This window comes from Domibacillus sp. 8LH (assembly GCF_038806185.1).
GTDB classification, from domain to species: Bacteria; Bacillota; Bacilli; order Bacillales; family Domibacillaceae; genus Domibacillus; species Domibacillus indicus_A.
Window position 1 is genome coordinate 13466 of the sequence record NZ_JAVJNG010000030.1, and the last position, 25526, is coordinate 38991.

A 25526-nucleotide genomic window follows, 5' to 3' on the forward strand; every position below is an offset into this window, starting at 1 on the left:
TGTTCCATGCCAGCTATATATACCGGCATGGAACAACTCTTTTATTTAATCGGCTATCTAGGCCTGTTCAACACATCTCTTGCTTCTTCAAAGGATTTCAGCAGACAACAAATTATTTTCTTCTGACCAGGTATCTTGTTTCCTCTTCATTGGTTATCTCCTCCTTTATTTAGATTGCATTTTTTAAAACGCAGATATCTAACAGATTAAGACATTCCCTTATGCCCTCCCACATGTCCCGCTCTCTGCAGATACGTCCCTCCCCTCATCAAGCTGTACGCATAAAAAACCGCTTTTTTCCCAAAACGATCCCGCAGCTGGTCAATTGTTTCATCTAAAATATGACGCCTTTTGTCCAGCTTCACCGGTGTAAATAAATCGATCTGCTCGTGCCCTGCCGCCTCCAGCCGGCTGCACACGATATGAATCTGGCGCACCGGCTGCCCATGCCAGTGCTTTTTAAACAGCCGCACAAAATGACTGGACAGCTCTGCCGTTTGATTCGTGCTTCTTGGCAGCAGCACCTGGTGCCTGAAACCGCGGTCTTCAATATCCTGTGTGTAGGAAATGCCAAGTGCAATCCCTGCTGCCGACACTCCATGCTGGCGCAGGCGCATCGCCACATCCTCTGTCATTTCCTTAATGACAATGTTGATTTCATCCGCTCGGTGATAATCACGCATTAAAATCTGTCCTTTAGAAAAAGATTTCTCGCGCGGTCCTGCTTTCTCGGAAAGAATACTATAGTCTATTCCCCATGCATGATAGTAAAGCTGCAATCCTAAAATGCCGAATTTCTTTTTCAGCTTCCACTTGTCTGCATGGGCAAGATCCTTTACCGATTCAATGCCCAGGTTATGAAGTGATTTTGCATATCCTGCTGAAATCCCCCACATATTTGTGATCGGATGAATCGCCCAGACCTTTTCCGGCACATCCTCATACGCCCAGTGAGCAATCCCGTCAGCGGCCTCCTTCCCTTCATTATCAAGTGACAATTTGGCAAGCAATGGATTATCCCCAATGCCGATCGTTACCACCAGGCGAAGCTCCTGCCAAATCATGCGCTGTATCGTGCGCGCAATCGTAACCTTATCGCCAAACAGCTGTCTGGATGCTGTCACATCCAGAAAAACTTCATCAATCGAATAAATATGCAAATCTTCATCCGGCACAAACCGCCGGTAAATATCAAGGATCATTTTATTTACCTTCAAATAAAGAGACATGGAAGGCTCCACAATCACCAGGCGGGGATCTTCCGGAATTTCATAATTTCGTGACCCTGTCCGGATGCCAAATTCTTTTTTTACCCGTGGCGAAGCAGCCAGCACGACAGAACCAGACCTGTCTTTATTGGCAATCACAATCACATACGCATAAAGCGGATGAATTCTGCACCGCACGGCCTCCACACTAGCAAAAAAAGATTTCACATCAATGCAAAGAATATCCCTGCGCGGCAAGTCGTTATCTTCAGTTGGTGTCCCCATCGCCATCGACCCCTGCAGCAAAAAAAATAGACACGATTTCATCCAATCGAAATGTCGAGTTATACCCCTTTAATTTAAAGTAAGGCTGCTGGCCTGGAAGCTGGCCGCACTCTGACACAACCCCGCTCACTTTGAGCAAGCTGTTATCGCCAAATGTATTCAGTTCAAACACAATTTCTTTTTGCAAATGAATGGAGGAATGAATGATCTGGTCAAATTCCTCGAGTTGCTGCTCATCAAATAAAAGCTCCCTTTTAACAGGCTTGTTTTTTTCCCTGCTGATCATTTCAGCGTGTTCAGAGAGGATCAGCCCCTGCCATTTCATCATTCCGCGATCTTGGTATAATTTCTTCATCCAACATAACTCCTTTCTATGAGAACGCTTGTTCCTACCATACATATATAGTTCCTCATCAGAACAAATATTCCTGCTGGATAATGAAATTTTTATTTATTGATCTTTAACATTGATTAAACGCTCCTATTTGTTTAGCTTGGTGGACATTAGCTTTACCCACACTATAACTTCCATTGCTCTTTTATTGCTTTCGGTTCCCTGCTCTTTCCTGCCAATAAAAAGGCACGAACCAAACGCTAATCGTGCGTTTGGTTCGTGCCTTTAAAGTGTTTAATTGTCTTAGTTGTTTAAAAAAACTGCCTAGTATAAAGGTTTCTTGTTTTACTCATTATTCGGGTTTTTGTTTTCTGCCTCTGCTCTTGCTTCAAACTTTTCCAGCTGGCGCTTTGCAAATTCGCGTCCTCCAAGACCGAATGAAAGAGCAAATGCAACGGCAAGACCGGCTACAACAAACAAAAAGGCAAAATTAACAATGCTTGTCGCGAAGTTAAGTTGTGCCAGTGCCATAAAGATCGCCATAATGATAATCGAATATTTCACAATACTGCCAAATAAACGGTTACCTGTTGCTCTTTGGATATAGTTCCCAAGAAGAGAGGATCCAACAAAACCAAGGCCCAGAATAATTAACGCACTTAAAACAAGCGGTAAATAACTGATCACGGCTGCACCGATATTATGTAGCACTTCAAGGCGGAGCACATTGAGTGCTTCGACTGTGAAAAAGATAATGATGAGAACTTGAACCGTTTTTCCAATAATGGCTGCAAGATCAAAAGAAGGTATACCGGCTTTAGGATTAGTATTTAAATACTTTGTAACATTGTCAATGCCTGTGCCTTTTAACAGACTGCTAAGCAAGTCTCCTATGAATCTTGCAATCACAACTCCGACCGTAATCAAGATAACTGCCACAAAGATGTTAGGAATCATATTAAGTACTTGATTTGTTTTATATGAGTAAACACTTGTTATTCATTTTACTTTGTGTCGTAACACACTGGCTGCGAGAATATTTTAACTTTTAAGTAAATTACTAGTTTTTTAGTAGTTATACGGTAATATCTTATAATCATTTGGAACGATCAAGAGTGCCATGACAAAAACAAGAAATCTGTTTCATTGAAAACTGGTCAAGAGCAAAGACGCGTTTACTCTGACCAGGAAACAGCTGCCCATTGAAGAGAAAATCAACAAACGTTTCATTTGACTTTGATGTAAAATGGGCTTTTGATAAGAATGGGGGAACCTTCTTTTTCCTGCCAAAAGCCGAGTTTTATAGATGAATGAAAAAAAGAGGAAAATGGAGCTTAAGGGTGAATAATCATAAAGGCGGAAGCCGATGGGAAGCTGGATAAAGCAGCGAAACTCCGACAATCGAAGAGATAGTGCTTAATTGAGGAGGCAAGGTCTTGAGTAGATATAAAAAACTAAGTCTGTCCGAATTTGAACAAATGGTCCATTACCCTGCGTACACACACGACCCGAAGCAGCTAAATCAATTAAAAAAAGAATTTTTACATGCATCGGTCAAAGCTTTTGGAGAAGATACGTTTGGCCGTTTAAAAGAAGGCACACGCAAAGTGATAGAAAGAGTTTGTATGACTTCAGCTGACCGCGGTTTTTTCTACATGAAGAGAAAAGACTTTTTAAGCAGAAACCACATTTCAGATAAAACGTTTCGAAATACAATGGGTGTTCTTCGTGAATCCGGTGTGATTGTCACCATCTATCAAGGGGCAGCTGCTCATAATGGCCGTGGTGAGCCTGTTCACCTGTTTGTCGACCACCCTTATTTCCCGCACTGGCGGGATTCACTCGAGCTGACCAAGTATTTACCCGATAAATAAGAAGATATCTATGGAAAAGTGAAGAAAGAAAAACAGTTGAGTGCACAGCGCCTTAACTGTTTTTATCGGTCCAAGCTGTCGAGAAAATCCCGGCAGCCTTTTTTTTCTAACTTTCATGCCATGTATCGTTTTTTCGGTCTATATACAGCGTTTGGTCTGGCTGCACTTCAGCATATAAGACATCTGAAAGAGAGGCAATTCCGGCTTGTGTTAATTGTTTATGAAGCCATTCCTTGTTAAGGTTCAGCTTTTCTAAATTAGTTGTATTCACAACGCCGTCTGATACCACTTCCGTTATAGTGGGCAGCAGTTTCTTTTGCGGATTAATCAGATTCATATCACCTTTGGTCACGGGTTGTTTACTGTCTTTTTTCATCACAGAAAGCTCCCCTGTCGTTTCAAAAATGGCATACTCCACTTCAGTGATGGAAAAAATATTTTTTTGTCTCAGTAATGCATGCAGCGCATCTATATCTAAACTCACCTTGCGAAGCGGCTTTTCCATAATCTTGCCGTTTTTAATCAGAATAAGGGGTTCTCCATTCATAAGTTTTCTTGCTTTTTTCGATTTTATCACGATCCATCCCAACAAAAGCGTCAATACACTCCATCCAATTAAGGAAATAACACCGTTCAAAATGGTTAAATTCTTATTGAAAGCAAGATTCCCCGCTACAGAGCCCATCGCAACAGCAGAAGCAAAATTAAAAAAGGTTATCTCTGAAAGTTCTTTTCTTTCCATCACTCTCATGAGAATGGATAAAGTAAGAAATGCCACTAATGTTCTAATGATTGTTTCCGTAACGCTCAACAATTCTCCCCCTTTTTGACGGTATTATTTCCTGAAGCGGAAGAAATATTTATTTAAAAAAGGTCAGCTCAGTTATACAAATAACTGGATTTATTATGAATCATATGAGTCCGTATACAACTTTCCTGTGACTGCCTATTGGCCCGAATCATTTTGTATAATGGAAACGATACGAACTAAAGGAGGCGTGCTCAATGAAAGAGGTATTTAACGCTTTAGTAGTAGATAAACAAGACGATCAATTTTCAATTGGAATGAAAGAGATCTCTTTAAAGGATTTACCTGAAATCGGTGTTTTGATTAAAGTTCATTACTCGGGAATCAATTACAAAGATGGGTTAGCGGCTGCGCCTGACGGAAGAATTGTAAAAAATTATCCGTTTGTACCGGGCATTGATTTGGTAGGAACAGTGGTTTCTTCCGAAGATCCTCGCTTTCAAGAGGGTGATGAAGTCATTGCAACAAGTTATGAAATAGGTGTTTCTCACTTTGGTGGTTACAGTGAGTATGCCCGAATTCCTGGGGATTGGATTTTGCCCCTCCCCCAAAACTTAACATTAAAAGAAGCGATTGTATTAGGAACAGCAGGCTTTACAGCTGCATTATCGATACAGAGACTGGAGGAAAACGGAATTACACCGGATAAAGAAAAAATACTTGTAACCGGTGCCACTGGTGGAGTAGGAAGTCTTGCTGTTTCCATGCTCGCTGCAAAAGGATACGAGGTGACAGCAAGCACTGGAAAATCTTCAGAACACGACTATTTACACGAGCTCGGTGCTAAAGAAGTGATCTCCCGGGAAGACGTATATAACGGAGAAATTAAACCGTTAGCTAAACAAAAATGGGCAGGTGCAATTGATCCGGTCGGAGGACCTTCACTGGCCGCCATCTTAAGCCAGATTCATTACGGTGGTTCCGTAGCTGTGAGCGGATTAACGGGCGGAGGCAGCGTACCGACAAGTGTATTTCCTTTTATTCTTCGCGGGGTGAACCTGCTTGGAATTGATTCGGTGTATTGCCCAATGGATATTAGAAAAAAAGTTTGGGATCGTATGGCTGCAGACTTAAAGACCGATAAGCTATTGGATTTTATCCAACAAGAAATTTCAATGGAGCAATTGCCTGAGTATCTACCTACTATTTTACAAGGGAAAGTCCGCGGCAGAATTATTGTACGTATCTAGATGAGCTCGAATGTAGAATAGAGTATTACCGCTATATATGGAAACGGTGATAATGAAGGATTAATGACGGGTACAAAACAAACCAAATTACCTGTAGCTTTGGCCTATATACCTAAATTACACACTTCCCAAAAGGAAAGCCTGCTCCTTCATAGTATAGGATGCAAGCGAGGTCGAACCTTTCGCATATATTTAAATATGCTAAAGGTTCGATTCTCTTAAAAGTGATTAGTGTATAAATGTAACTCCCCAAATCTAACTCTTGCTATTTAGCAAGCCCTTTTCATCACTTAACATATTTATAAATTTTTTTAAAGACGCAGGTACATACTTATCTCTTCGATGAATGAATATGGTTTTGACTTTTCCATATGGATCCGGAACTGGATGCTGTCTAAGGGTGCCATCTTGTATATACTTGGAAATCACACTATGTGGAAGCATACTTGTGCCCAGACCAGCAGCCACACAGCCGACGATTGCATCAAGAGTGCCAAATTCCATCGTCTTATTGGGAACTATTCCTTCCTGGTGCAACAACTGTTCAAGCTTTGCTCGATACGAACACCCAGAACGAAATACAAGCAGCGTCTTAGTTTGAATATCTTTGATAGAAGATAAAGAAGGATGATGTGAATCTGTAATGAGCACCAATTCTTCTTCAATCACTTCTCTTTGAATAAGATCAGGATGCTCAATTGGTTCAGCTACAAACGCTCCATCCAGTTCATACTGAAGAACTCCTTGAATATGTTGGTCGGTAGGCCCTGTTTTTAAAGTGAAATCAACGTCTGGGTAGTCTTTATGGTATTTTGCAATGAGGGCTGGTAATCGAACGGCAGCAGTTGTTTCCATCGAGCCGATAACTAAAGGACCCTTTGGTATGTGATCATCATTGATTACACTTTTTGTTTCTTCTATGAGATTAAATATTTTTTCTGTATATGCTAATAACATACTTCCTTTAGCCGTTAAGGTCGTGCCGCGATTATGTCTATAAAATAAAGTTGTTTGAAGATCCGTTTCCAGCTGCTGAATTTTCATGGTGATATTAGGCTGAGCATATTGGAGTTCCCTTGCTGCCTGAGAAATACTACCTAACTTTGCGACAGTCTGGAAAATTTTTAACGCATGCAAATCCATAAAACCTCTCCTCCAGATACGTCCTTTTATCTATATATCTTAATTGATAACAAATAACTTTTATATACATTAGATCATATAGCAAAATAAGGCTATGCTCAAAATTCAATCGAGCTTAACTAGAGATAAGCCGTTTAAAGAAGCAGCCGCTCAGAAATTTTATGATGTATATAGATTCATAGATCCTCCTCTTTCAAGGTACTCTTCTATATATATATTTTATTGATACCTATAATCATTTTTATATATTATGCTATATATCAAAATAAAGGTATGCTTGAAATATAATAGATGGACAAATAAAAACCATGAGGTGGAACTTATGTTACAGAATGAAATGACCAAACGTTTCAACATTCAGTATCCAATCATACAAGCCCCTATGGCTGGCGGAATCACGACTTCGAAATTAGTGGCTGAGGTTTCTAATACTGGCGGTTTGGGAATGATTGGCGCAGGTTATATGACTCCTGTTCAAACAAAAGAACAGATCAGGGAAATCAAACAGTTAACACCCAATCCTTTTGGTGTCAACTTATTTGTACCCAACGAATTTTACGTGACAGAAGACCAAGTGCAGTCAGCTAACCAGCTTCTACACCCTGTTTGTGCGCAATTGAATATTGAGCCAGCCGATCACCCTGATATTCCGGAATTCAGCAGTATTTTCCAAAGCTTTACGGAACAAATTAGCGTGATTATTGAAGAAAAGGTCCCTGTTTGTTCCTTTACGTTTGGTATTCCTTCCAAGGAAGTAATAGCTGAATTAAAGCAGCATAACATCATCCTTATCGGAACAGCTACCACGGTTAGAGAAGCTATTGAAAATGAAAAATTGGGAATGGACATGGTGGTCGTGCAGGGCAGTGAAGCGGGCGGGCACCGCGGGAACTTTATCGATGAGCATCAAGAGAGCTTAATAGGTTTAATGTCTCTCATCCCGCAGGTTGTGGACCATGTAAGCATTCCTGTTATTGCTGCTGGAGGCATTATGGATGGAAGAGGATTAATGGCTTCTATCTGCTTAGGAGCAAAAGGTGTCCAAATGGGGACAGCTTTCCTGACTTGTGTAGAAAGCGGCGCACACAAGGTACATAAAGAAGCTATTTTAAATGCGGCTGAAGACCAGATGACGTTTACCCGTTCTTTTTCTGGCAAATGGGCAAGAGGCATCCAAAACAAATTTATTGCAGATATGCAGGAGCACGAAATGCTTGTGCCTGATTTTCCTGTTCAAAATCAACTCACGCAAATGATTAGAAAAACGAGCAGTACACAAAACAATCAAGACTTTATGTCCCTTTGGTCTGGCCAGAGTCCGAGACTAGCCAAAAATCAAACCGTTAAAGCATTAATGAAAGAGATAATAGAAGAAGTGAACAAAATGAGTGTATGTATATAGTAGCTTCAGAAGTTCCTTGCTCTCCTTCGCTTCTTGTTCAGCACAGCTGCTTCCGTCAGAGCATCATTAAGAAGCCGAAATACTTTTTGTATTTCGGCTTCTGTTTATCATGCCCAGCGAGAACAGCGGGCGTTCATTTACAAAAGCGTGCCTTGCTCGCCATAGGTTGTGCTTAAAGCTCAAGAGACGGCTGCTCTTTTACTAGTTTAGAAGGATTGTTGATTTTATACGGCACCGGAACATCTACCATAAACTTTTCTTCAACGTCTTTTCCTTTCGGAAAACTCTTTTTGACAATCTTCCCGTCAAACTGAAGATTTTCTCCCGGCTGCAGTTCCAGCTTTTTAAGCGTCTTGCTGTGACTGCACCATGCAAAGCCAACATTCACAGGTTCTTCCTGTTCCTGTACAATCCGAACATTTTCCAGTACGACTACTTCATCGTTTTCTTCGCTGAAATGGTTCCAGCTTAGGGCAAACTGCTTCACTTTGGCAGTAAAATGCACTTTGTCTGCTGGCAGTTCAAGAACAGGCTGCTTCGCCTTTTTGGCTTTAGATGCTGGCTGAGGAGCGCTCCCTTCTGTACTTTTGGCCTTTTCTTTTTTGGCAGGAGGCTCAGCATCAGCAGGAGGTTCTCCCCCTTCTGCCACATTCACTCTGCTTTCTTTCCCGAAATTAGAAGACTGCATATCCTTTAAATAGTCTGGATAAATACAGCTTAAATGGCTGTCTTGAAATTCAATGACTAGAATGTTAACGGCGTTCTCGGTGCCATATTCCTCATAGCCTTTTATCGTCACGAGCCGCTTATATGTTTTTCCTTTGTACCAAAATTCTTTTTTCGCTTCTTTTGCGGAAGAAAGCCCCCACTCCCTTACCTTTTTCGCATAGTCCTCTTCATTTTCAAACACCTTGTATTCCCCTTTTGGCGGAATATAGGATGTTAAATTTGAATCCTCAATATGGGGATATGTAATAGCCATACATGATACGTCCTCTCTGTTGGTTCTCTCAAAGATATTGTTTATTTTAACAGAAAGTCTACTCTTTTTATCGAGTTTCTTTATAGGATCATCATCAGCTCTACACTAACCTCGTTCCGTCTTCCGGTAACTGTTTTTTCTTCTTTAATAAACCGTTCTATAAACAAGGCAGCTACATCTTTAAGTAACATAGCCTTTACACCTGCTCATCATTATCACTCTCTACGAATTGTTTTAAAGCGGACAGCTTTTCATCCCAATATTGCTCAAAAAAGGAAAGCCATTCTTTTAATTCAATCAGCGGTTCCGAGTGAAGCCTGTACCGGGTTTCCCGCCCGATCTTTTGACTGGTCACAAGGTTCGCATCGGCAAGCACTTGCAGATGCTTGTTCACAGCAGTGCGGCTTATAGGGAAATATTCTGTTATGGCGGCAATAGACATTTCCTTGTCAGCAAGTAATTGTAACAAACTGCGACGAGTAGGGTCCGCAATGGCTTGAAATACATCGTGCTTAGGCGAAGATGCGGCCATGTTTAAGCCTCAATATATTTTGGAAGCTTTTCTTTAATAATGCTCTCCCAGCCGCCGTCCATAATTCCACGAACGACTGAGTGTGGCTGTCCAAACTCCGTGACTTTTTCTGCATCCCATCCAGAATGAATGAGCGTGAATTCCGTTTTGTTCTCTTCCAGCTTTTTTAATTCAAAAGCAAGATGCCAATCCTTACCCCAGTCAAATCCAAGGCGATGAGGAGGATCGAGTTCTGTTACTGTACAAGGTGAATCACCAAATGGACCTGCATGAAGAATAAATTCATGTCCTAAAACAGGTTCAAAGGTGTTTGGCATCCACCAGGCCGCAATCCCTTCTGATGTAGAAACGGCTTTCCATGCCTTTTCAATCGGAGCATTCAGTACAACTGTTTTACGGATTTCTGTTACATTTTCATTTTTATGCATGATAGACCTCCAAGGTTAAAAATAACACCAAATGGTGTCACATTATTATAACACCTTTTAGTGTTACTTTATAGTCACTAGTTGAATACAATCAAAAGCCATCACTTCCTGAAAAAATGACTGCTCCAGCACGAAACTCAAGAGTTACACATGTTTAAAATAACTGAAGCATACTTTTGAAGTGGAATTCATTTAGCATTTTAAGGGGGTCAAGTGATGGCGGAACTTTTTGTAAGCCGTTCTTTAGACGAAATACGATTCTGGTCCAGAATCATGAAAGAACATGCCTTATTTTTAAGTTTAGGTTTTACGTATGAAGATAAACAATTGATCGAGGAAGCAAAACAGTTTATTGGTGTATTTGAACGGATTGAACAAGAACTAAGCACCTACACCGTTGATGCTGATCCTCAGCTCATTAAACAATTTAACAGTAAAGTGTATCAAGCCGCCGCCTCTATATGGGCTTATAAACGTAAAGTGTTAGGCTTAATTTTACGCTGTCAAATTAGGTCAAATAATTATGCATTGTTAGTAGATCATACAAGCCGTGAAGCCGCTTATTTTGCTAAGCGTTTAAAAGAATTAAACGAGGGAAAATTAAAGCCTTTGCCAGAAGCGATTATTAAAGAAAATGTATTTTTCCTTAAAATCATGGCCGATCATGCGAAGTTTATTGGTCATTTACTGGACCCATCTGAGAGAAAACTGGTGGAGCAGGCACGAGAGTTCAGCCATGACTTTGACCAGCTTCTCTATCAAGCAATCGATTTGGATTCCATGCGCCCGCAATCTGAAACAGCCCCTCTTTTAGATCAATTTTTAGATCAAAATCGGGTTTCGGTCGTTTCGCTGCGAAACTTTAAAAAGACAGCAAGAGACTTGATTGAAGAATGCAGAATTAAAAGTAACATCCATCCTCTCCTGGCCGACCACGTTTTTCGTGAAGCGGAAAGATTTTTACACATCATTGATATGTTTGAAGTCAGCTTAACGAAAGAAAATGACCAGAAAAAATAACAATAATGGACAAGGATTCTGTACTATATGAAGCCCCCATCTTTATCCTAATACACACTCGTATTATAAGTGCTGGCCGTATTGCATAATGTATAACTATTTTGATCATCGAATCACTCGTTTTGATAAATGAAACATCAAAGCCCCTCACGTAAAACAAATAAAAAGAGGGAGAATATCTCTCCCTCTTTGCTGCTTAAGCTGCTTTTTTAGTAAACGTCACTTTTGATACTTTCGTTTTCGCAAAAATAATGGTTAAGATGAGCGGTACCACAATCGCTACAGCCATCGCCACTGCAAACATGATCATGTGCTGCGGCTGGATCGACAGAATACCAGGCAGGCCGCCTACCCCGATGGAGTTTGCCATTACACCGCTTCCTACAGAGATAATCGCAGCAGTCAAAGATCCAATCATGGCTGCTAGGAATGGGAAGCCGTATTTAAGGTTGATACCGAAGATAGCCGGTTCTGTTACCCCCAGGTAGCAGGAAATAGCCGCTGGAATCGATACTTGCTTTTCTTCTTCATTTTTTCTATTAATGTAGATCATGGCCAAAACAGCAGAACCTTGTGCAATATTAGACAAAGCGATCATCGGCCATAGGTTTGTACCGCCAAGTTCACTCATAAGCTGAAGGTCGATTGCATTCGTCATGTGGTGCAATCCAGTAATGACAAGCGGCGCATAAGCAAATCCAAAGATAGCCGCAAACAACCAGCCAAATGATGAAGTTAAACCTGAATACACAACGTCAGAAACAAATGAGCCAATGCTCCATCCGATAGGACCCAGTACAGTGTGCGCAATTAAAACGGTCGGAAGTAAAGCGAAAAACGGTACGACAATCATAGAAATAGCATTTGGAACAATATCACGTAATTTACGCTCTAAGAACGCCAACACAAGACCGGCAAGAATCGCAGGAATCACTTGTGCCTGGTAACCGATCATTTCAATCTGCGCGAAGCCAAAATCCCATACAGGTATATCGCCGGCTTTGGCGCCTGCTACTCCATATGCGTTAAGAAGCTGAGGAGAAACAAGGGTAATACCAAGAACGATACCGAGAATTTGTGACGTTCCCATTTTCTTTGTAATCGCCCATGTAATCCCTACAGGCAGGAAGTGGAATACCGCTTCACCAATTAACCATAAAAATGCATGTACACCAGCCCAAAACTGAGAAACCTCTATCAGTGACTTTGTTCCGTCTTCGAGCATTTTTATGTCACCGATTACATTTCTGAAACCTAAAATCAAACCGCCGACTACAAGTGCCGGAATCAGCGGCGTAAAGATATCGGCAAGGTGAGCGATCATTCGCTGAATGAAATTCATATTTTGCTTCGCAGCCACTTTTGCTTCTTCTTTGGAAGCGCTGTCTATATCGGCATATTTAACAAACTCATTAAAGAAGGAAGAAACCTCGTTTCCAATGATAACCTGGAACTGGCCCGCTTGTGTAAAGGTGCCCTTTACAAGCTTAATCGCCTCTATTTCTTTCACATTTGCTTGTTTTGGATCTTTTAGAACGAAACGCATTCTCGTTGCGCAATGTGTAACAGCAGCGACGTTCTCTTTCCCCCCAATGCGTTCCAGCAGTTGTTTCGCTGGATCTGTATACTTACTCATTCTCTTATCCCCCTGATGAATTGGAGTAACTCCAATCCTTTCTTAATTGTATAATAATCAAACCTTTGTATATAGAAGATGTTGACGGTTTCAAACTAACTCTTTCCCTGTATATACAAGCATCTGTTTACGCTTTCATTTTATCTTGTATATACAGGGTTGTCAACAAGGATTTTTAAAATTATTTTCAAAAAATGAATGCTTATAAATAAGGATCCGGATATTTTTAAACAGCCACTCACATCTTCAATACCTTTGCTTTCACATTGGCCGCATCGCTTAACTGGCGCGAATAGAAAAACACCTCCAAGTTGGTTTTTCAGGTAATTACATACCCGCTTTTCAACTTAAAGGTATTTTTATTTGGCTCGCTCTGTGCCGTAAACTGATGTCTAATCCACAATCAGTGAAGTTTATATGTATAGACGAGCTGTTTAGTGAAATTTGAGTTCCTATGTTTTAAACGGTGAAATTTATATTTTATAAAAAGAAACAGAGGGCTGTTTTGGGTTTCTCTGTTTTATTCAATAAAGTATCTGTAGTTTACGTACCATTCTCCAAAGCTTAATCTAAGAAAGAATGATTCTTAAAGAAATAAATATCATACTTATTTATGTTTTTAACTTTCTCTCCATCACTTCTGCCATTTGCTGAGAATGTCAGTCCTTTCGAATATGCAGCTACTTCTGCAACAGCTACAATTTCCTACATAACTCATTTATAGTTAATAGCTATTCTTCAACGTTTGCTGATCATGACGACCTTGTATACCGGTTTGTTAAAAATAGTTAACCCAGCTAAGTAGATAAATAACAGCATTGCATCATTCTTATCGTAATGGGATAAATTGATTGTTGGTTGACTTCTAGATTTGTGTTTAAATGGAAAAGTCTTATTCAGTCAATCAGGAATTTTAGGAGGAAACATGAAGAAAATTATTGCCGCAACACTGCTTACCGTCTCTCTAATGCCATCTCTTGCCTCAGCAGCCACCACATATACGGTTCAATCCGGAGATACAATGTGGAAGATTGCCAGTAAATATAAGGTTGGAACCTCAGAAATTATTACAGCAAATCCATCGGTAAAGAACCCAAACATGATTTATCCGGGCCAAACGCTAAACATTCCGACGGTTTCCACAAACGTAACAAATGCGGAAGCAGAAGTCATCCGTTTAGTTAATATTGAGCGTCAAAACACAGGCCTTAAGCCGTTAACACAAAACTGGGAGCTTTCTCGTGTCGCTCGAATCAAATCTCAAGACATGATGAAAAATAATTATTTCGCCCATAATTCACCTACATATGGTACTCCATTTAACATGATGAAAAATTTCGGTATTACATATAAATCAGCAGGAGAAAATATCGCCAAGGGGCAGACAACGCCTGCAGCAGTCATGAAAGCTTGGATGAATTCGCCTGGTCATAGAGCAAACATCTTAAGCAGTAACTTCACTCAAATTGGTGTAGGCTACGAGCCAAACGGAAATTACTGGACACAGCAATTTATCCAGAAATAAGCAAGGAAGGGCAAGCTAATTTGCTTGCCCTTTTTTGTCTTTGTACTGAAAAATACTTGTTCTGTCGGTGCGTATCAACTGATATTTTGCGCATAGTTGAAAAAGAAGGTAAAAAAAGAGCGGTTGAACAAAGCCGCTCTCTTCTCTAATAAGATGTTTAGGAGGAAGGTCTTCTACACCTTCCTTTCTGAACGATACGTTTTACTGTTTTGGGCAAGTTTATGTTACCAGTCAAGCAACTCGTATATTATCTCGAAAATATTCTTATTTTAAGTGCTCAATCGTTAATCGATGGGAGCTCGTACTGGCTCATTCTATGAACCATTAAAGCGAATTGACCTCTTGTTAAAGGCTCATTTATACCAAACCGGTTGTTCGATTTACCGTTGACAATGCCACGTTCTATAAGCACATTTACAGCATACGCATAGCGACCCGTTACATCTGTAAATTTGCTCGATTCTTCAACTGGCTGGACGGAAACTTTATCTGTAGTTTCATATCCAAATGATCTAAAAAAGATAATAGCTGCTTCACCTCGTGTAATATTGTCCGCAGCTCCAAAGTACACATCTGACTTACCATTTACAATTCCAGCATATTTAAGAGCAGCCACGGCTTGAGTTGCACGAGCCGGCACATCTTTAAAACTCGTCTTAGGGGCATTCTGGAGATCAAGCTCCAAGTATTTAGCCAGCAGCACAGCAGCATCCACTCTTTTGATTGGTTGCTCTACTCCGAAATGAGTCTGATAACCCATAGCAATATACTTTTCTACGAGAAAATCTACAGCCTCTTCGTAAATTGTCCCCTTAGTGTCAATGAATGATGCGGACGCTGGTGAAACGGACGACGTGAAAATGGCTCCTGCTACTAGTGATGCAGCTAAAATATTTAACGGCTTTTTCATTATGCCTCTCTCCTTATGTCAGTCTTTATCCTAAAGACCAGTATAATAGAACAATAAACGGATGAGCATACAAAAAAAGTATTAATTTCTATTTTGCTCTAAGGCTCAATATTCTCTTTTTTCCTTTGCTGCTTTTCAATTGGTATAATAAAAGCAAAAACTAAGGAGTTTTATAAGTGAATCATTCAGCTTTGTACCTGGTAACGGATCCAGCAGTTAAACAAACGAATCCGGACCAAAATGTGTTTATGGAATTTGAGCGACTTTATTATGTAACGAATCCCATCAATCGCCATGTAAACTTAATTGGAGAAAAAGCCCTTAGAAAACCGTCTGATGAGCTGAATTTCATTTTCGGTGTTCCAACTGTGAAAGATGTTGCGGAATTAGTAAAGCACGACAGCGCGTTTCGTCAGTCCATAATTGAAGTGTATGATGAAATAGACAGCGAAGATGAGATAAAAATGGATATGATTTTTCGTTTGGTTTGTCTTGATGAGCTGCTAGGATTCTTGGACGGTGCTTCTAAATTGTTTTCTTATATAGGTGATGTATCCGAGCGGTTTATAACCCCCTACCCTAAGCAGATTCTAATACAAGAAGGCCCTTATAAGTGGGATGATGAGGGCTGCTGTTATAAAGAAGTCTTGCCCAGTACAACAATAGACTGAGCGGTTTTACAACGACAATAAAAAAAGAGCGGCCTCTACTTAAGACTGCCGCTCCCCTATTTATTAAAATGCAGACATAAGAGATGTAACCCTTACAAACAAGTTAACGTATAAAGCCATTATTACCAATCGCTTTTGTTTTTTTGTTATGTGCTAACATATAAAATAGCCCAGCTTTTACTTTTTCTTCTCAACTAATTCAAAACCACTCAATCCAATCGCAGCCTCTACTCCTTTTTGAAGGGTTGAAAAAGTACGAACTTTACTCATATTTAGGTTAGCGTTTGTAATTTCGATGGAAAGTTCAGAAGAAATTCCCACCACGAAACACTCAGCTCCTAGTAAACGAACAGATTCGATTAATTTTTGAATTCCAAACATAGTAAATTCATCAACGCTAGTAATAGCAGTTACATCAATCAGAAGGTAATTTGCCTTCTGACGGGATATTTCAATTAAAGCATTTTCAAGTAAATCTGACAGTCGTTCTTGGTTGTACATGCCGATCAGAGTTATCACAAGAATTCCTTTCAAAACAGGTATAATAGGAGAAGATAACTCCTTGACCAGTAAAGATAATTCTCCGGTGCGGTCTTGTACCTTTTCCTCTAATTCTTTAATACTTTGTTGTTCCTTTTGTCTTGCTAATTCGTGAATATTTTTTGATGGTGTAATACTGGAAGGAAATATCTCAATTTCATCAATTTCTTCACCTTCCGCCTGGCTCTTGTTAACCTTGTACCACATATCTTGTTGAAAAAGCCCCGAAAAGACACCTGACCAATGACTGGGTAATAAGACTTCCGTATTTTTCCTGTCAGAATCTTTAAAAATTCTATGCGCCCAATTATCCTCTAATTGAACAACTGCTCTTTTTTCCTCAAAAGAATAATAAGTAACCGTAAATTTTCCCCAGCCAGCAGTTTTATAGATATCACTGTATTCTGTAAGAAGTTGTTCAATATCTTCTTCACGTTCTTGGTAATATGAACTTACTAGATGCCCCATCCGATAAAAGGTTGCCTCATATACTGCCTTGGACACTTCAGTGCCAGAAACCTCTTCAATTGTATTTAAAAATAATTCAATCGCAGAATCCCAGAACAGGAGGGCAGGTGCACCGTCAAAAGTAAATAACCCCTTTTCCTCATCCCATATGATTTCATTTTTGTTTACTTGGACCCTTAAATTTGGTTTGCCCATTTCTCTCACCCGTATATTGTGACTTTTCTTTATACTATAACAGAAAAAACGATTTACTATTTTCATACTCTAAGATAACTGTTAGTTCAACAAGGAAACCAATATTACCTTTTTACAATGAAAAAGAAAGAGTAACTATAGTTTCTATGTGATAAAAATTATGTATTAAAATATATGAACGACTTTCCATCAAGGATGAGCTGAATAGCGGGATTAGAATGCGCTGCTTAATCGTCTTTAATATAATTGCTTCTTCTTTTCATAATTCAGTATACTTGCAAAGGAAAATAAAACGCTGAATCAATGACAGAAAGGTTTGTGAAAATGCAAAAGAACTCATTTAAAAAACGGATGGAATTGGCGGTTATGCTTAGTATGCTAGGTGCTCTGGGCCCGCTGAACATTGATATGTACCTGCCCGCATTCCCTGATATTGCAGGAGATTTAGAGGCACACGCTTCTCTTGTTCAAATGAGCCTTACGGCGTGCTTAGTCGGACTTGCTGTCGGTCAAATAATCATTGGACCCATCAGTGATGCTCAAGGCCGCAGAAAGCCTCTCCTTATTTCAGTTACACTATTTGTAATAGCCACGTTACTGTGTGCCCTCGCTCCATCCATTGAAATTTTAATTGCCGGCCGCTTACTGCAAGGCCTTACCGCTTCCGCTGGAATTGTCATATCACGGGCAATCGTTCGCGACATTTTCAGCGGAAAGGAATTAACAAAGTTTTTTTCGCTTCTAATGGTCATCAATGCCGTTGCACCCTTAGCGGCACCAATCGCGGGTGGCGGGATTTTGTGGTTTTCTTTTGCAACTTGGAAAACGATATTTCTTTTTTTGGCACTCACGGGGTTATTTATTGTGATCCTGCTTTACTTCCGACTGCAGGAAACTCTTTCTATTGAAAATAGAATCCCAAGCTCTCTCGGCCATTCCATCCGTACAATGGGTGACTTATTTAGGGATCGTTCATTTATCGGCTATGCCCTCACACTAGGTTTTATACATGGGGGGAGTTTTGCTTATGTATCCGGCACGCCATTTGTGTATCAGGATATTTATGGTGTATCACCGCAAATGTTTAGTGTACTGTTTGGTATTAACGGGATTGCAATTATTTCGGGAAGCTTTATGGTTGGACGTTTAGCAGGCATTATAGAGGAGAAACGTTTATTACAAAGCGGCGTCATTCTCTCTACTTTAGCAGCTTTATTTTTATTTATTATGACCATTATAGAAGGACCGCTTGCCCTTATCGTTATTCCAATTTATGTGTATATGACAGGCATGGGAATTGTACTTACCAGTTCTTTCACAGTCGCCATTGCCAAGCAGGGGCACCGTGCGGGAAGCGCAAGTGCTTTGCTCGGAATGCTGCCTCTTTTGATCGGTTCTATTATGTCCCCGCTTGCTGGAATAAAAGAAGGATCGGCTGTACCAATGGGGACAATCATTTTCATTACATCACTTATTGGAACCATAGTCTTATTTGCTTTAGGAGAAAAAACTCCCTCTCGCAGAGAAGAAAAAGATATATAAACAACATTTTTCTGCTTTAACAACTTATGAATGATCAAAAAATATTTTATCATTTTCGGCGAGAACACTCCCACTTCAACCGTCAGGTAAGTGGGTGGTAGTTCAAAAAAAACAATAGTTCATGTAAAAAAACCGCCAGATTAAATCTAGCGGTTTTTTTCTGCATTCGTTTACTTTCCGATAAACATTTGTGTCCAATGCCCATCTACATAACCTACACCAATATGAGTGAAGTTAGCACTTAAAATATTTTTACGGTGTCCATCGCTGTTCATCCACGCCTTCATTACTTCTTCAGGTGTTTTTTGACCTTTTGCAATGTTTTCACCAGCCGTTTTATACGTAATACCGAATTGCTTCATCATATCAAATGGTGAACCATACGTAGGTGATTGGTGAGAGAAATATCCTTTGTTTTTCATATCTGCTGATTTTGCACGAGCAACTTCGCTTAGTTTTGTATCTAGTTGAAGAGCTTTCAAGCCAGCTTTTGCACGCTCTTGATTTACAAGTTCAAATACTTTCTTCTCAAACTCGTTAACAGAACCAGTAGTTGCTGCTGGTGTTTGAGCTGGTGCCGGGGCTGGAGCAGTTGTTGTTGGCGGAGCTTTCGCTGGCTCTTGAGTAGTCGTTGTTGGCGCCTTTGCTGGCTCTTGAGTAGTTGTTGGTGGTGCCTTTACTGTTGTTGTTTCTGGTGTTGTTTGTGCCGGTAGTTTAACAAACGAAACAGTTTGTTTGCCATCAATATATTTAACAATTACCTGGTATTGAATGGTTTGAACAGTCGGTGTAGCGGCATGTGCTTGTCCTGCTGAAAGTAATCCTAGTGAAAGAGCACCAGCTGTAGCGATCATACGTAGTTTCTTTTTCAAGTTAATTCCCTCCTGCAATTCTTAGTTGTTTGTCGTGACCCTGTTGCTCGGTCTCTGCCACTAATAATGCAAGAAAAGAGATTTTACCGCAATAGGTTTTAAACCTCCAATTTTAGCTAGAATTCCACAAAAATTCTTTCCATTTTTAAACAATGCTTCAACCTTAGGTGTAGCCTGGTGCTATAGTCATATCGATATTAAAAAGAAAAATCATTTTTCATTGCTTGTAATGGAATTGTTATATTTTTTACACAAATGTTTAACCGAAAAACACGATAAAAACGCGTTTCGTGTTTTAAATATTTCATTTGAAATCTGCATAAAAAGCATTTTAAACAGAAAAAGTCGAACCTTTGATGCCTCTGAAGACACGTCAAAAGCTCGACCTCGTTTCCAGCCCACCCCTAAAGGAATGAGCTTTGCTGCTCAGAAAGTCTGTAAGCAGCTATCATTTTATAAACAGTTAAAATTATTTACACCCAGTCGCTATGGTATATCCTCTTCACCGCGCCTTTAACTCAACCATATTGCTTTTTCAGTGCCGCTAAATCTTTGCCATAGCATTCTAAGCAGGTCCACGCTTTTCTACTTTTGAGGCTAACAATACGTTTTCCGTTAATATTCATCACATCTGGTTTATAAAACACAACATTCTTTTCTTTGTTGCAGTAGTCACAAGACTTTAAGGTGTTATCTGGTCCCTGTGCTTGATATACGTGTTCAACAAGTCTTATTGGCTCATAGTCAGGTCTGGCGTCCATCACTCTCAAGTTATTAAGAAATTCATTACCATAATCTCTGCCCAAGTTTTTCATCCAATCACCCTTTCAATTTTTACGCTTATATTAACTCTCATTATTGTCGTATTCATAGAAAAGTATTCAGTAAAAAAATATAAACTTGAACTCATTATCCTTTTTTTAATCATAGACATGCAGATTAAGGCTGAGCCTTTCTTTACTTTCGTGCTTATTATCTTGTTGATATGTAGTTAAAAACATTTTTGAATTTTTCACATAACGTATTAAGAAAATCAATTAAGTTGTATTTTATATACAGAGGATCCTATTTGTTAAGATTGCTGTTTTTCTGCGTGCCACCCTATTTTTAAAAACAGATATAATAACGAGAAAATCTGCTTAAAAAAGGCCTTTATATTCATATACACACGTGAATATAAAAGCCTCATATGATGCCAAAATTATGACACTGCACTTTCTGGATTTTCTTCTATAAAAGCTGTGTAAGCAGCTGCCTTTTCTTCATCAAAATGATCTTCTCATTTTGATCTGCCAGCCGCCATTAATACATTACCAACTATGTTTACAATTCTACGGAACACCTATCCCAAATGCGGTCAACACCTGCAATAAAAGCTTTTCCTTATAATGAGCTTTCACAGTTACCCTTCTTCTAAAAACGAAAATCCCTGAATTCTTTTGGCGTCATATGCGTGTGCTTTTTAAAAGTCGCAATAAAATGGGAAGGCGAACTAAAACCAACCATTACAATACTTTTAAAACGGCTTTCAGCATAAGGTGGAGATTAAACTAAAAATGACATGGTTTACATCTGCAGCTCCCCTTTTCATGAGAGCACATATATGAATAAAGAGACGAAAACACCTGCCATTTTATTTGGAGGTGTTTTCGTCTCTTCTCTCTGGACATGTATCTCTTTTTGACATTTTGTTAAGAGGAATATGCTTTGTTTAGTGTTATCTTTTGTTTTACCTTACTGTTTGTGATACCGATACCCCTTACCATAATCCAAAACGCAATTAGCTTAAGCTTAAAAAACGAAAATTGTGTCTTAAGGAACCATGAGAAAAACATCCCTCTTTAAAAACCAACCAATGCCTTTTCTTCTCATATATATTATTCCATTTATCTATCTGGATAATTGTTTCCCCACTTATTTCACCGCAAACAATTATAAATTCAATGTGTGATTCACTTCTTGTTTTACTAATTCAACAAAGTCCTAAGAATCATTTGTTGCGTGCACCTTGTCTAATGCACTATAGTCAGCGAGACGATGTTCTGCCCTAATGATAATCGGCGGGAATCCTGACTTCTAATTAAACCCAGTTGCAACAGCAGCCTTGACGTCCGTCGATTTCCTTTTTCACCGTTATTTCACTTTCCCTTGCTATCTTGTCATTAAGAAAGCAAATCAAGGAGGAAAACATGAAGAAGAAAATGGTACGAGGACTTATCCTTGCAACAACAATCACAGCTATTTTAAGTGGCTGTGGAAATAATGAAGAAAATCAAACTACGGAAGAGGAAACGCAAGAAAGCACTGCCCAGCAACAAGATGGGCCACCAAGTGGCGGCGGTATGGGTTCAGCCAATGTAGATAATGACAGCATTGTCACAGATGTCGGCGCCACCCTGGATGAAGAAGTTTCTGTTTCTGATACGAGTGCTTCCGTTGATAAACAAGCAACTCAACTAGCCCAGGCATTTTTAGATACATTATCGGATGAACAACGGGAGTCCATTCAATATGACTTAACTGCTAAAAATGCAGCGGTATGGTCTAATCTGCCTGTAGATATGGTGCAGCGTAATGGCATTTTGCTGGGCAGTCTTTCTGAGGAAAGCTTAAAAGCAGCCAAAGAATTATTTTATGTCGCTTTAGGTGAGGAAGGATATAAACAACTGATCATGAATCTTGAAGCAGAGGAAGTGTTAGGGGAACAAAATGATGGCTATGATGCCGATTTATATTATGTTTCCTTGTTAGGTGAAGTATCTGATTCTTCTACTTGGATGCTTCAGCTTGGTGGTCATCACTATGCAAATAACTTCACTTTTAATGCCGAACAAACGGGTGCTACGCCTTTCTTTATTGGAATAGAACCGCAAACGTTTGAAACTGCTGATGGGGAAACGGTTGAACCATTAGCAACACGTAAAACCGCTATGTATTCTATGATTGATTCATTGAGTGATGAACAAGAAGCTGAGGCAGAAATCACCGATAAATTTGATGATGTTCTTGTTGGACCAGGAAACGATGGCGATTTCCCAGCAGAAAGCGAAGGAATTCTTGTATCTTCTTTAAGTGAAGAGCAGCAAGAGTTAGTGAAGGAAGCGATTAAGTCCTGGGTTTCAGATGTTAATGAAGAAGATCAGGAAGCACTTCTAGATGCTTATTTCTCTGAAGATGCGGGGGCAGAAACCTATATTGCCTGGTCTGGTTCCACAAGCCCGGATGATCAAGGTTCGTATATTCGTATTGATGGACCGCGTGTGTGGATTGAATTTACAGTTCAAGGTGGCATAGTCTTCAAGGATCAAGTACACTTCCATACCATCTGGAGAGACAAAACAGCCGATTATGGCGGGGAGTTAAGTTCGCAATGATTAAAAGGTTTTTGCTGGCATGTATGAGTTTGGTGATGACGCTGCTATTCTTAGCGCCGTCATCTAGCTCTACTCATTCCATGCCCACTTCTGCTGTTTATTTAGACTTTTTAGAAACAAACGTGGCATCTGAGTTAGTTATCCCAATCGATCGTTTAGAAGTCGCACTTAACCAGAACTTAACTGATGATCCAGAAAGAGCTGTCAGCACCTATCATGATGAACTTATAAGCTATATAACGAGTCATATGAGTGCGGAAACGTCAGACGGAGAAGCTTGGTCTATACAAGTGGACGATATGTCGATCTCCTACCCTGATGTTGAAACCGATCCAGTTGACTTAATTGTTAAGGTAACCCTTACACCTCCAGCAGGTGCAGCGGTTGATTCCTTTACGCTGAATTATGAAGTAGTCGTCAGAGAGCTGATTACTCATGTGATTACCCTTACAGTTAAAAGCGACTGGAACAATGGAATTTACACAAGTAATCCTGAATTAATTGCCAACATCATTCATAATAATACAACCGTTCAAATTGACCAATCGAGCGGTAATGCCTGGACAGGCTTTGCCAGTATTGTGAAGTCTGGTATGTCTCATATTGGAGAAGGTGTGGACCACTTATTGTTTCTTCTTGCTCTTCTATTACCTGCACCATTATTAGTGAGAAATAATAAATGGGATAAATTCGCTGGTGTAAAACGTAGCCTCAAACAGCTCTTAAAAATTACATTGGCCTTTACAATTGGACATTCGATTACCTTAATCATTGGTTCGACTGGCTGGGTATCCATTCCGAGCCAGCCGATAGAAGTCCTCATTGCTATATCCATTTTGATTTCAGCCATTCATGCAATTCGGCCCATTTTTGCCGGGCGTGAAATCTATGTTGCCAGTGGATTTGGATTAGTGCATGGACTAGCCTTTGCGACACTGGTTACGGATCTAGGCGTAACCCCAATGAGAATCGTATTAAGTGTACTAGGCTTCAATATCGGTATAGAGCTTATGCAGTTATTTGTCATTGCTTTGATCATGCCATGGTTACTTTTGCTGAGTGTGACAAAAGTATACAGTCCTGTCAGAATCATTGGTTCTTTATTTGCAATTGCTGCCTCAATAGGCTGGATTTCAGATAGAGCTTTTTCAATCTCAACCCCTGTAGACACTGTCGTTAATGCCTTAGCGCAAAATGTGACCTGGTTTGTTGCGATTCTTTCAATACTTTCTATCAATAGTATGACTATTACAAAAACAACCAAAAAATTAATTATGAGTAATGAGACTGACCCTATAGAGTGGGACAAATCAAAACACCTTCAGGTGGGAAAGCACGTATGGTTTACCTAAAATAACTGGAGGTGTTTTGCTGTGAGCATAAAAGGAAGTTATCCCGCAAAAAGCAGACCTGATTATTTCATCAGGCAATTTTTAGGCACGAGTTTCCCGTCATTGGACCGGGCTCATGCTCTTTCATGTTGCCTTGATTCGTTTAGGCAACATCTGCTTTTGCATAACCGCCTATGCCAAAACCTGTGTCTAAACTTATATCCGAGTCTGTAGATGAATCTACACCTGTATCCCAATCTACATTTGAACATAAGTTTGAACCTATAGGTAAACTTAATCTAAAACTTGAACGCCAAGAAGGAGCTACAAAAGAAACCATAAACACTCTCTTCCCAAAAAAACAAAGTATGGGGGAAACTTAACGATAACGAAGAGCTGGTCCAACAACAAAAAAACCGTCTTAAGGCGGTTTTTGCTGCTTTAACCATACACTTTTCAAAATCCTATTATTTCTTTATAAATTTGTCTTTCACTCTTTATACTGCGCATCTGGGTAAAGCCGGGCTAATGTATCTTTCAATATCGGTTTTACCTGTATCCTTGGGCGGACTGACTGTACGGTTTCCTTATGCGCATTGAAAGTATACTTTCTTTCCTCCGTTATACGCGCTTACTACGAGATCGATTGATTTCTTCACACCTTCACCCTGCTGATCTGCATCATCCACTCTTTTGTTTCTCCATACACAGAATTAACTAAAGGATGGCTGTTTTTCACTCAAGCCAAGCACCTGCGCTGTTGAAGCATGAATTTCATGCAGAAGCTCTGGGTTTTCCATTAAGGACACACCATAAGAAGGGATCATTTCTTTAATTTTCGGCTCCCATTCTTTTATCTGTTCAGGGAAGCATTTTGTGATTACTTCAAGCATGACATGAACGGCTGTAGAAGCACCCGGAGAAGCGCCAAGCAATGCAGCGATCGAGCCATCAGCCGCACTCACGACTTCCGTACCAAATTGCAGTGTTCCTTTGCCGCCTGACTCGGTATCTTTGATCACCTGCACCCGCTGTCCCGCTACGACTAAATCCCAATCCTCGCTTTGGGCATTCGGGATAAACTCGCGCAGCTCTTCCATTCGTTTTTCTTTTGACAGCATCACTTGTTGGACTAGATAGTTTGTTAATGACATATTTTTAGCCCCTGCCGACAGCATGGTTAAAAGATTATCCGGTTTTACGGAAGTGACTAAATCAAGCATTGAACCGGTTTTTAAAAACTTCGGTGAAAAGCC

Annotated in this window: 25 protein-coding genes; 9 read left to right on the plus strand and 16 right to left on the minus strand. The window is 39.9% G+C overall.

Annotated elements, in window-relative coordinates; translation table 11 throughout:
* Window positions 1-206 precede the first annotated feature (206 nt).
* From RG959_RS21035 to RG959_RS21045, 3 genes are all read right to left on the minus strand, one after another.
* Window positions 207-1493, minus strand: a complete 1287-nt coding sequence (locus RG959_RS21035; protein ID WP_342798786.1) for a Y-family DNA polymerase — start codon at window positions 1491-1493, stop codon at window positions 207-209.
* Window positions 1477-1848, minus strand: coding sequence for a YolD-like family protein (locus tag RG959_RS21040; RefSeq protein ID WP_342798787.1), 372 nt, complete (start codon window positions 1846-1848; stop codon window positions 1477-1479). Before RG959_RS21040 ends, RG959_RS21035 begins: the two co-directional genes overlap by 17 nt.
* 324 nt (window positions 1849-2172) lie before the next feature.
* On the minus strand, window positions 2173-2826 hold the full coding sequence (locus RG959_RS21045) for a mechanosensitive ion channel (protein WP_342798809.1): 654 nt from the start codon (window positions 2824-2826) through the stop codon (window positions 2173-2175).
* A gap of 437 nt (window positions 2827-3263) precedes the next feature.
* On the opposite strand from RG959_RS21045, the gene RG959_RS21050 reads away from it, so the two are divergent.
* Window positions 3264-3701 carry a hypothetical protein gene (locus RG959_RS21050; RefSeq protein ID WP_342798788.1) on the plus strand — a complete coding sequence of 146 codons (438 nt, stop codon included), beginning with the start codon at window positions 3264-3266 and terminating at the stop codon, window positions 3699-3701.
* Between the two features lie 106 nt (window positions 3702-3807).
* On the opposite strand, the gene RG959_RS21055 is transcribed toward RG959_RS21050, so the two are convergent.
* The gene (locus RG959_RS21055) at window positions 3808-4512 is read right to left on the minus strand and encodes a DUF421 domain-containing protein (RefSeq protein WP_342798789.1); all 705 of its coding nucleotides are present in this window, start codon (window positions 4510-4512) and stop codon (window positions 3808-3810) included.
* Window positions 4513-4706: 194 nt separating this feature from the next.
* Here RG959_RS21055 and RG959_RS21060 point away from each other — a divergent pair, with 194 nt between their 5' ends.
* Window positions 4707-5699 (plus strand): NADPH:quinone oxidoreductase family protein, encoded by a 993-nt coding sequence (locus tag RG959_RS21060; RefSeq protein ID WP_342798790.1) that lies wholly within the window; start codon window positions 4707-4709, stop codon window positions 5697-5699.
* A 255-nt stretch (window positions 5700-5954) separates the two neighbouring features.
* Here the strand turns inward: RG959_RS21060 and RG959_RS21065 are convergent, their stop codons facing one another.
* Window positions 5955-6842, minus strand: a complete 888-nt coding sequence (locus RG959_RS21065; protein ID WP_342798791.1) for a LysR family transcriptional regulator — start codon at window positions 6840-6842, stop codon at window positions 5955-5957.
* Between the two features lie 322 nt (window positions 6843-7164).
* Here RG959_RS21065 and RG959_RS21070 point away from each other — a divergent pair, with 322 nt between their 5' ends.
* Complete coding sequence (locus tag RG959_RS21070; protein WP_342798792.1) at window positions 7165-8244, plus strand: NAD(P)H-dependent flavin oxidoreductase; 1080 nt, start codon at window positions 7165-7167, stop codon at window positions 8242-8244.
* Window positions 8245-8416: 172 nt separating this feature from the next.
* Here the strand turns inward: RG959_RS21070 and RG959_RS21075 are convergent, their stop codons facing one another.
* The 3 genes from RG959_RS21075 to RG959_RS21085 form a co-directional block, all read right to left on the minus strand.
* Window positions 8417-9226, minus strand: coding sequence for a hypothetical protein (locus RG959_RS21075; RefSeq protein ID WP_342798793.1), 810 nt, complete (start codon window positions 9224-9226; stop codon window positions 8417-8419).
* Between the two features lie 196 nt (window positions 9227-9422).
* A complete protein-coding gene (locus RG959_RS21080; protein ID WP_342798794.1) occupies window positions 9423-9758 on the minus strand; it encodes an ArsR/SmtB family transcription factor in 336 nt (111 codons plus the stop codon).
* 2 nt (window positions 9759-9760) lie between these two features.
* Window positions 9761-10186 (minus strand): SRPBCC family protein, encoded by a 426-nt coding sequence (locus RG959_RS21085; RefSeq protein WP_342798795.1) that lies wholly within the window; start codon window positions 10184-10186, stop codon window positions 9761-9763.
* A gap of 216 nt (window positions 10187-10402) precedes the next feature.
* Here RG959_RS21085 and RG959_RS21090 point away from each other — a divergent pair, with 216 nt between their 5' ends.
* Window positions 10403-11206 (plus strand): DUF2935 domain-containing protein, encoded by an 804-nt coding sequence (locus RG959_RS21090; RefSeq protein WP_342798796.1) that lies wholly within the window; start codon window positions 10403-10405, stop codon window positions 11204-11206.
* Between the two features lie 196 nt (window positions 11207-11402).
* On the opposite strand, the gene treP is transcribed toward RG959_RS21090, so the two are convergent.
* Entirely contained in the window at window positions 11403-12842 is a 1440-nt protein-coding gene (gene treP, locus RG959_RS21095) for a PTS system trehalose-specific EIIBC component (RefSeq protein ID WP_342798797.1), read from the minus strand.
* A gap of 925 nt (window positions 12843-13767) precedes the next feature.
* On the opposite strand from treP, the gene safA reads away from it, so the two are divergent.
* Complete coding sequence (gene safA, locus RG959_RS21100; RefSeq protein WP_342798798.1) at window positions 13768-14367, plus strand: SafA/ExsA family spore coat assembly protein; 600 nt, start codon at window positions 13768-13770, stop codon at window positions 14365-14367.
* A gap of 277 nt (window positions 14368-14644) precedes the next feature.
* Here safA and RG959_RS21105 read toward each other — a convergent pair whose 3' ends face one another.
* Window positions 14645-15277 (minus strand): S-layer homology domain-containing protein, encoded by a 633-nt coding sequence (locus tag RG959_RS21105; protein ID WP_342798799.1) that lies wholly within the window; start codon window positions 15275-15277, stop codon window positions 14645-14647.
* A gap of 176 nt (window positions 15278-15453) precedes the next feature.
* Between RG959_RS21105 and RG959_RS21110 the strand changes: the two genes are divergently transcribed.
* A complete protein-coding gene (locus RG959_RS21110; RefSeq protein WP_342798800.1) occupies window positions 15454-15948 on the plus strand; it encodes a hypothetical protein in 495 nt (164 codons plus the stop codon).
* 177 nt (window positions 15949-16125) lie between these two features.
* Here the strand turns inward: RG959_RS21110 and RG959_RS21115 are convergent, their stop codons facing one another.
* Window positions 16126-17151: an STAS domain-containing protein gene (locus RG959_RS21115; RefSeq protein WP_342798801.1), complete on the minus strand. Its 1026-nt coding sequence runs from the start codon at window positions 17149-17151 to the stop codon at window positions 16126-16128.
* 324 nt (window positions 17152-17475) lie between these two features.
* On the opposite strand from RG959_RS21115, the gene RG959_RS21120 reads away from it, so the two are divergent.
* On the plus strand, window positions 17476-18693 hold the full coding sequence (locus RG959_RS21120) for a Bcr/CflA family efflux MFS transporter (protein ID WP_342798802.1): 1218 nt from the start codon (window positions 17476-17478) through the stop codon (window positions 18691-18693).
* A gap of 170 nt (window positions 18694-18863) precedes the next feature.
* On the opposite strand, the gene RG959_RS21125 is transcribed toward RG959_RS21120, so the two are convergent.
* The 3 genes from RG959_RS21125 to RG959_RS25230 form a co-directional block, all read right to left on the minus strand.
* Window positions 18864-19565, minus strand: coding sequence for a CAP domain-containing protein (locus RG959_RS21125; RefSeq protein WP_342798803.1), 702 nt, complete (start codon window positions 19563-19565; stop codon window positions 18864-18866).
* A gap of 518 nt (window positions 19566-20083) precedes the next feature.
* Entirely contained in the window at window positions 20084-20380 is a 297-nt protein-coding gene (locus tag RG959_RS21130) for a hypothetical protein (RefSeq protein ID WP_342798804.1), read from the minus strand.
* 598 nt (window positions 20381-20978) lie between these two features.
* The gene (locus RG959_RS25230; protein ID WP_369335194.1) at window positions 20979-21071 is read right to left on the minus strand and encodes a helix-turn-helix domain-containing protein; all 93 of its coding nucleotides are present in this window, start codon (window positions 21069-21071) and stop codon (window positions 20979-20981) included.
* A gap of 683 nt (window positions 21072-21754) precedes the next feature.
* Here RG959_RS25230 and RG959_RS21135 point away from each other — a divergent pair.
* Window positions 21755-22939 carry a DUF3500 domain-containing protein gene (locus tag RG959_RS21135; RefSeq protein ID WP_342798805.1) on the plus strand — a complete coding sequence of 395 codons (1185 nt, stop codon included), beginning with the start codon at window positions 21755-21757 and terminating at the stop codon, window positions 22937-22939.
* Window positions 22936-24291, plus strand: a complete 1356-nt coding sequence (locus RG959_RS21140; RefSeq protein WP_342798806.1) for a HupE/UreJ family protein — start codon at window positions 22936-22938, stop codon at window positions 24289-24291. The genes RG959_RS21135 and RG959_RS21140 overlap by 4 nt, the downstream gene beginning before the upstream one ends.
* A gap of 142 nt (window positions 24292-24433) precedes the next feature.
* Here RG959_RS21140 and RG959_RS21145 read toward each other — a convergent pair whose 3' ends face one another.
* Together RG959_RS21145 and RG959_RS21150 are read right to left on the minus strand one after the other, a co-directional pair.
* Window positions 24434-24610: a hypothetical protein gene (locus RG959_RS21145; RefSeq protein ID WP_342798807.1), complete on the minus strand. Its 177-nt coding sequence runs from the start codon at window positions 24608-24610 to the stop codon at window positions 24434-24436.
* A 373-nt stretch (window positions 24611-24983) separates the two neighbouring features.
* The coding region (locus RG959_RS21150; RefSeq protein ID WP_342798808.1) for a malate:quinone oxidoreductase at window positions 24984-25526 on the minus strand (543 nt) is incomplete at its 5' end.

Coding starts and splice junctions, on each gene's coding strand:
- RG959_RS21065 (WP_342798791.1), bottom strand. CDS start 6,842: ATGGATTTGCATGCGTTAAAAATTTTCCAGACTGTCGCAAAGTTAGGT.
- RG959_RS21075 (WP_342798793.1), bottom strand. CDS start 9,226: ATGGCTATTACATATCCCCATATTGAGGATTCAAATTTAACATCCTAT.
- RG959_RS21120 (WP_342798802.1), top strand. CDS start 17,476: ATGCAAAAGAACTCATTTAAAAAACGGATGGAATTGGCGGTTATGCTT.
- RG959_RS21135 (WP_342798805.1), top strand. CDS start 21,755: ATGAAGAAGAAAATGGTACGAGGACTTATCCTTGCAACAACAATCACA.
- RG959_RS21040 (WP_342798787.1), bottom strand. CDS start 1,848: ATGAAGAAATTATACCAAGATCGCGGAATGATGAAATGGCAGGGGCTG.
- RG959_RS21140 (WP_342798806.1), top strand. CDS start 22,936: ATGATTAAAAGGTTTTTGCTGGCATGTATGAGTTTGGTGATGACGCTG.
- RG959_RS21080 (WP_342798794.1), bottom strand. CDS start 9,758: ATGGCCGCATCTTCGCCTAAGCACGATGTATTTCAAGCCATTGCGGAC.
- RG959_RS21085 (WP_342798795.1), bottom strand. CDS start 10,186: ATGCATAAAAATGAAAATGTAACAGAAATCCGTAAAACAGTTGTACTG.
- RG959_RS21035 (WP_342798786.1), bottom strand. CDS start 1,493: ATGGGGACACCAACTGAAGATAACGACTTGCCGCGCAGGGATATTCTT.
- RG959_RS21115 (WP_342798801.1), bottom strand. CDS start 17,151: ATGGGCAAACCAAATTTAAGGGTCCAAGTAAACAAAAATGAAATCATA.
- RG959_RS21090 (WP_342798796.1), top strand. CDS start 10,403: ATGGCGGAACTTTTTGTAAGCCGTTCTTTAGACGAAATACGATTCTGG.
- treP (WP_342798797.1), bottom strand. CDS start 12,842: ATGAGTAAGTATACAGATCCAGCGAAACAACTGCTGGAACGCATTGGG.
- RG959_RS21130 (WP_342798804.1), bottom strand. CDS start 20,380: ATGAAAAACTTGGGCAGAGATTATGGTAATGAATTTCTTAATAACTTG.
- RG959_RS21105 (WP_342798799.1), bottom strand. CDS start 15,277: ATGAAAAAGCCGTTAAATATTTTAGCTGCATCACTAGTAGCAGGAGCC.
- RG959_RS21070 (WP_342798792.1), top strand. CDS start 7,165: ATGTTACAGAATGAAATGACCAAACGTTTCAACATTCAGTATCCAATC.
- RG959_RS25230 (WP_369335194.1), bottom strand. CDS start 21,071: ATGGTTGGTTTTAGTTCGCCTTCCCATTTTATTGCGACTTTTAAAAAG.
- safA (WP_342798798.1), top strand. CDS start 13,768: ATGAAGAAAATTATTGCCGCAACACTGCTTACCGTCTCTCTAATGCCA.
- RG959_RS21060 (WP_342798790.1), top strand. CDS start 4,707: ATGAAAGAGGTATTTAACGCTTTAGTAGTAGATAAACAAGACGATCAA.
- RG959_RS21145 (WP_342798807.1), bottom strand. CDS start 24,610: ATGGTTTCTTTTGTAGCTCCTTCTTGGCGTTCAAGTTTTAGATTAAGT.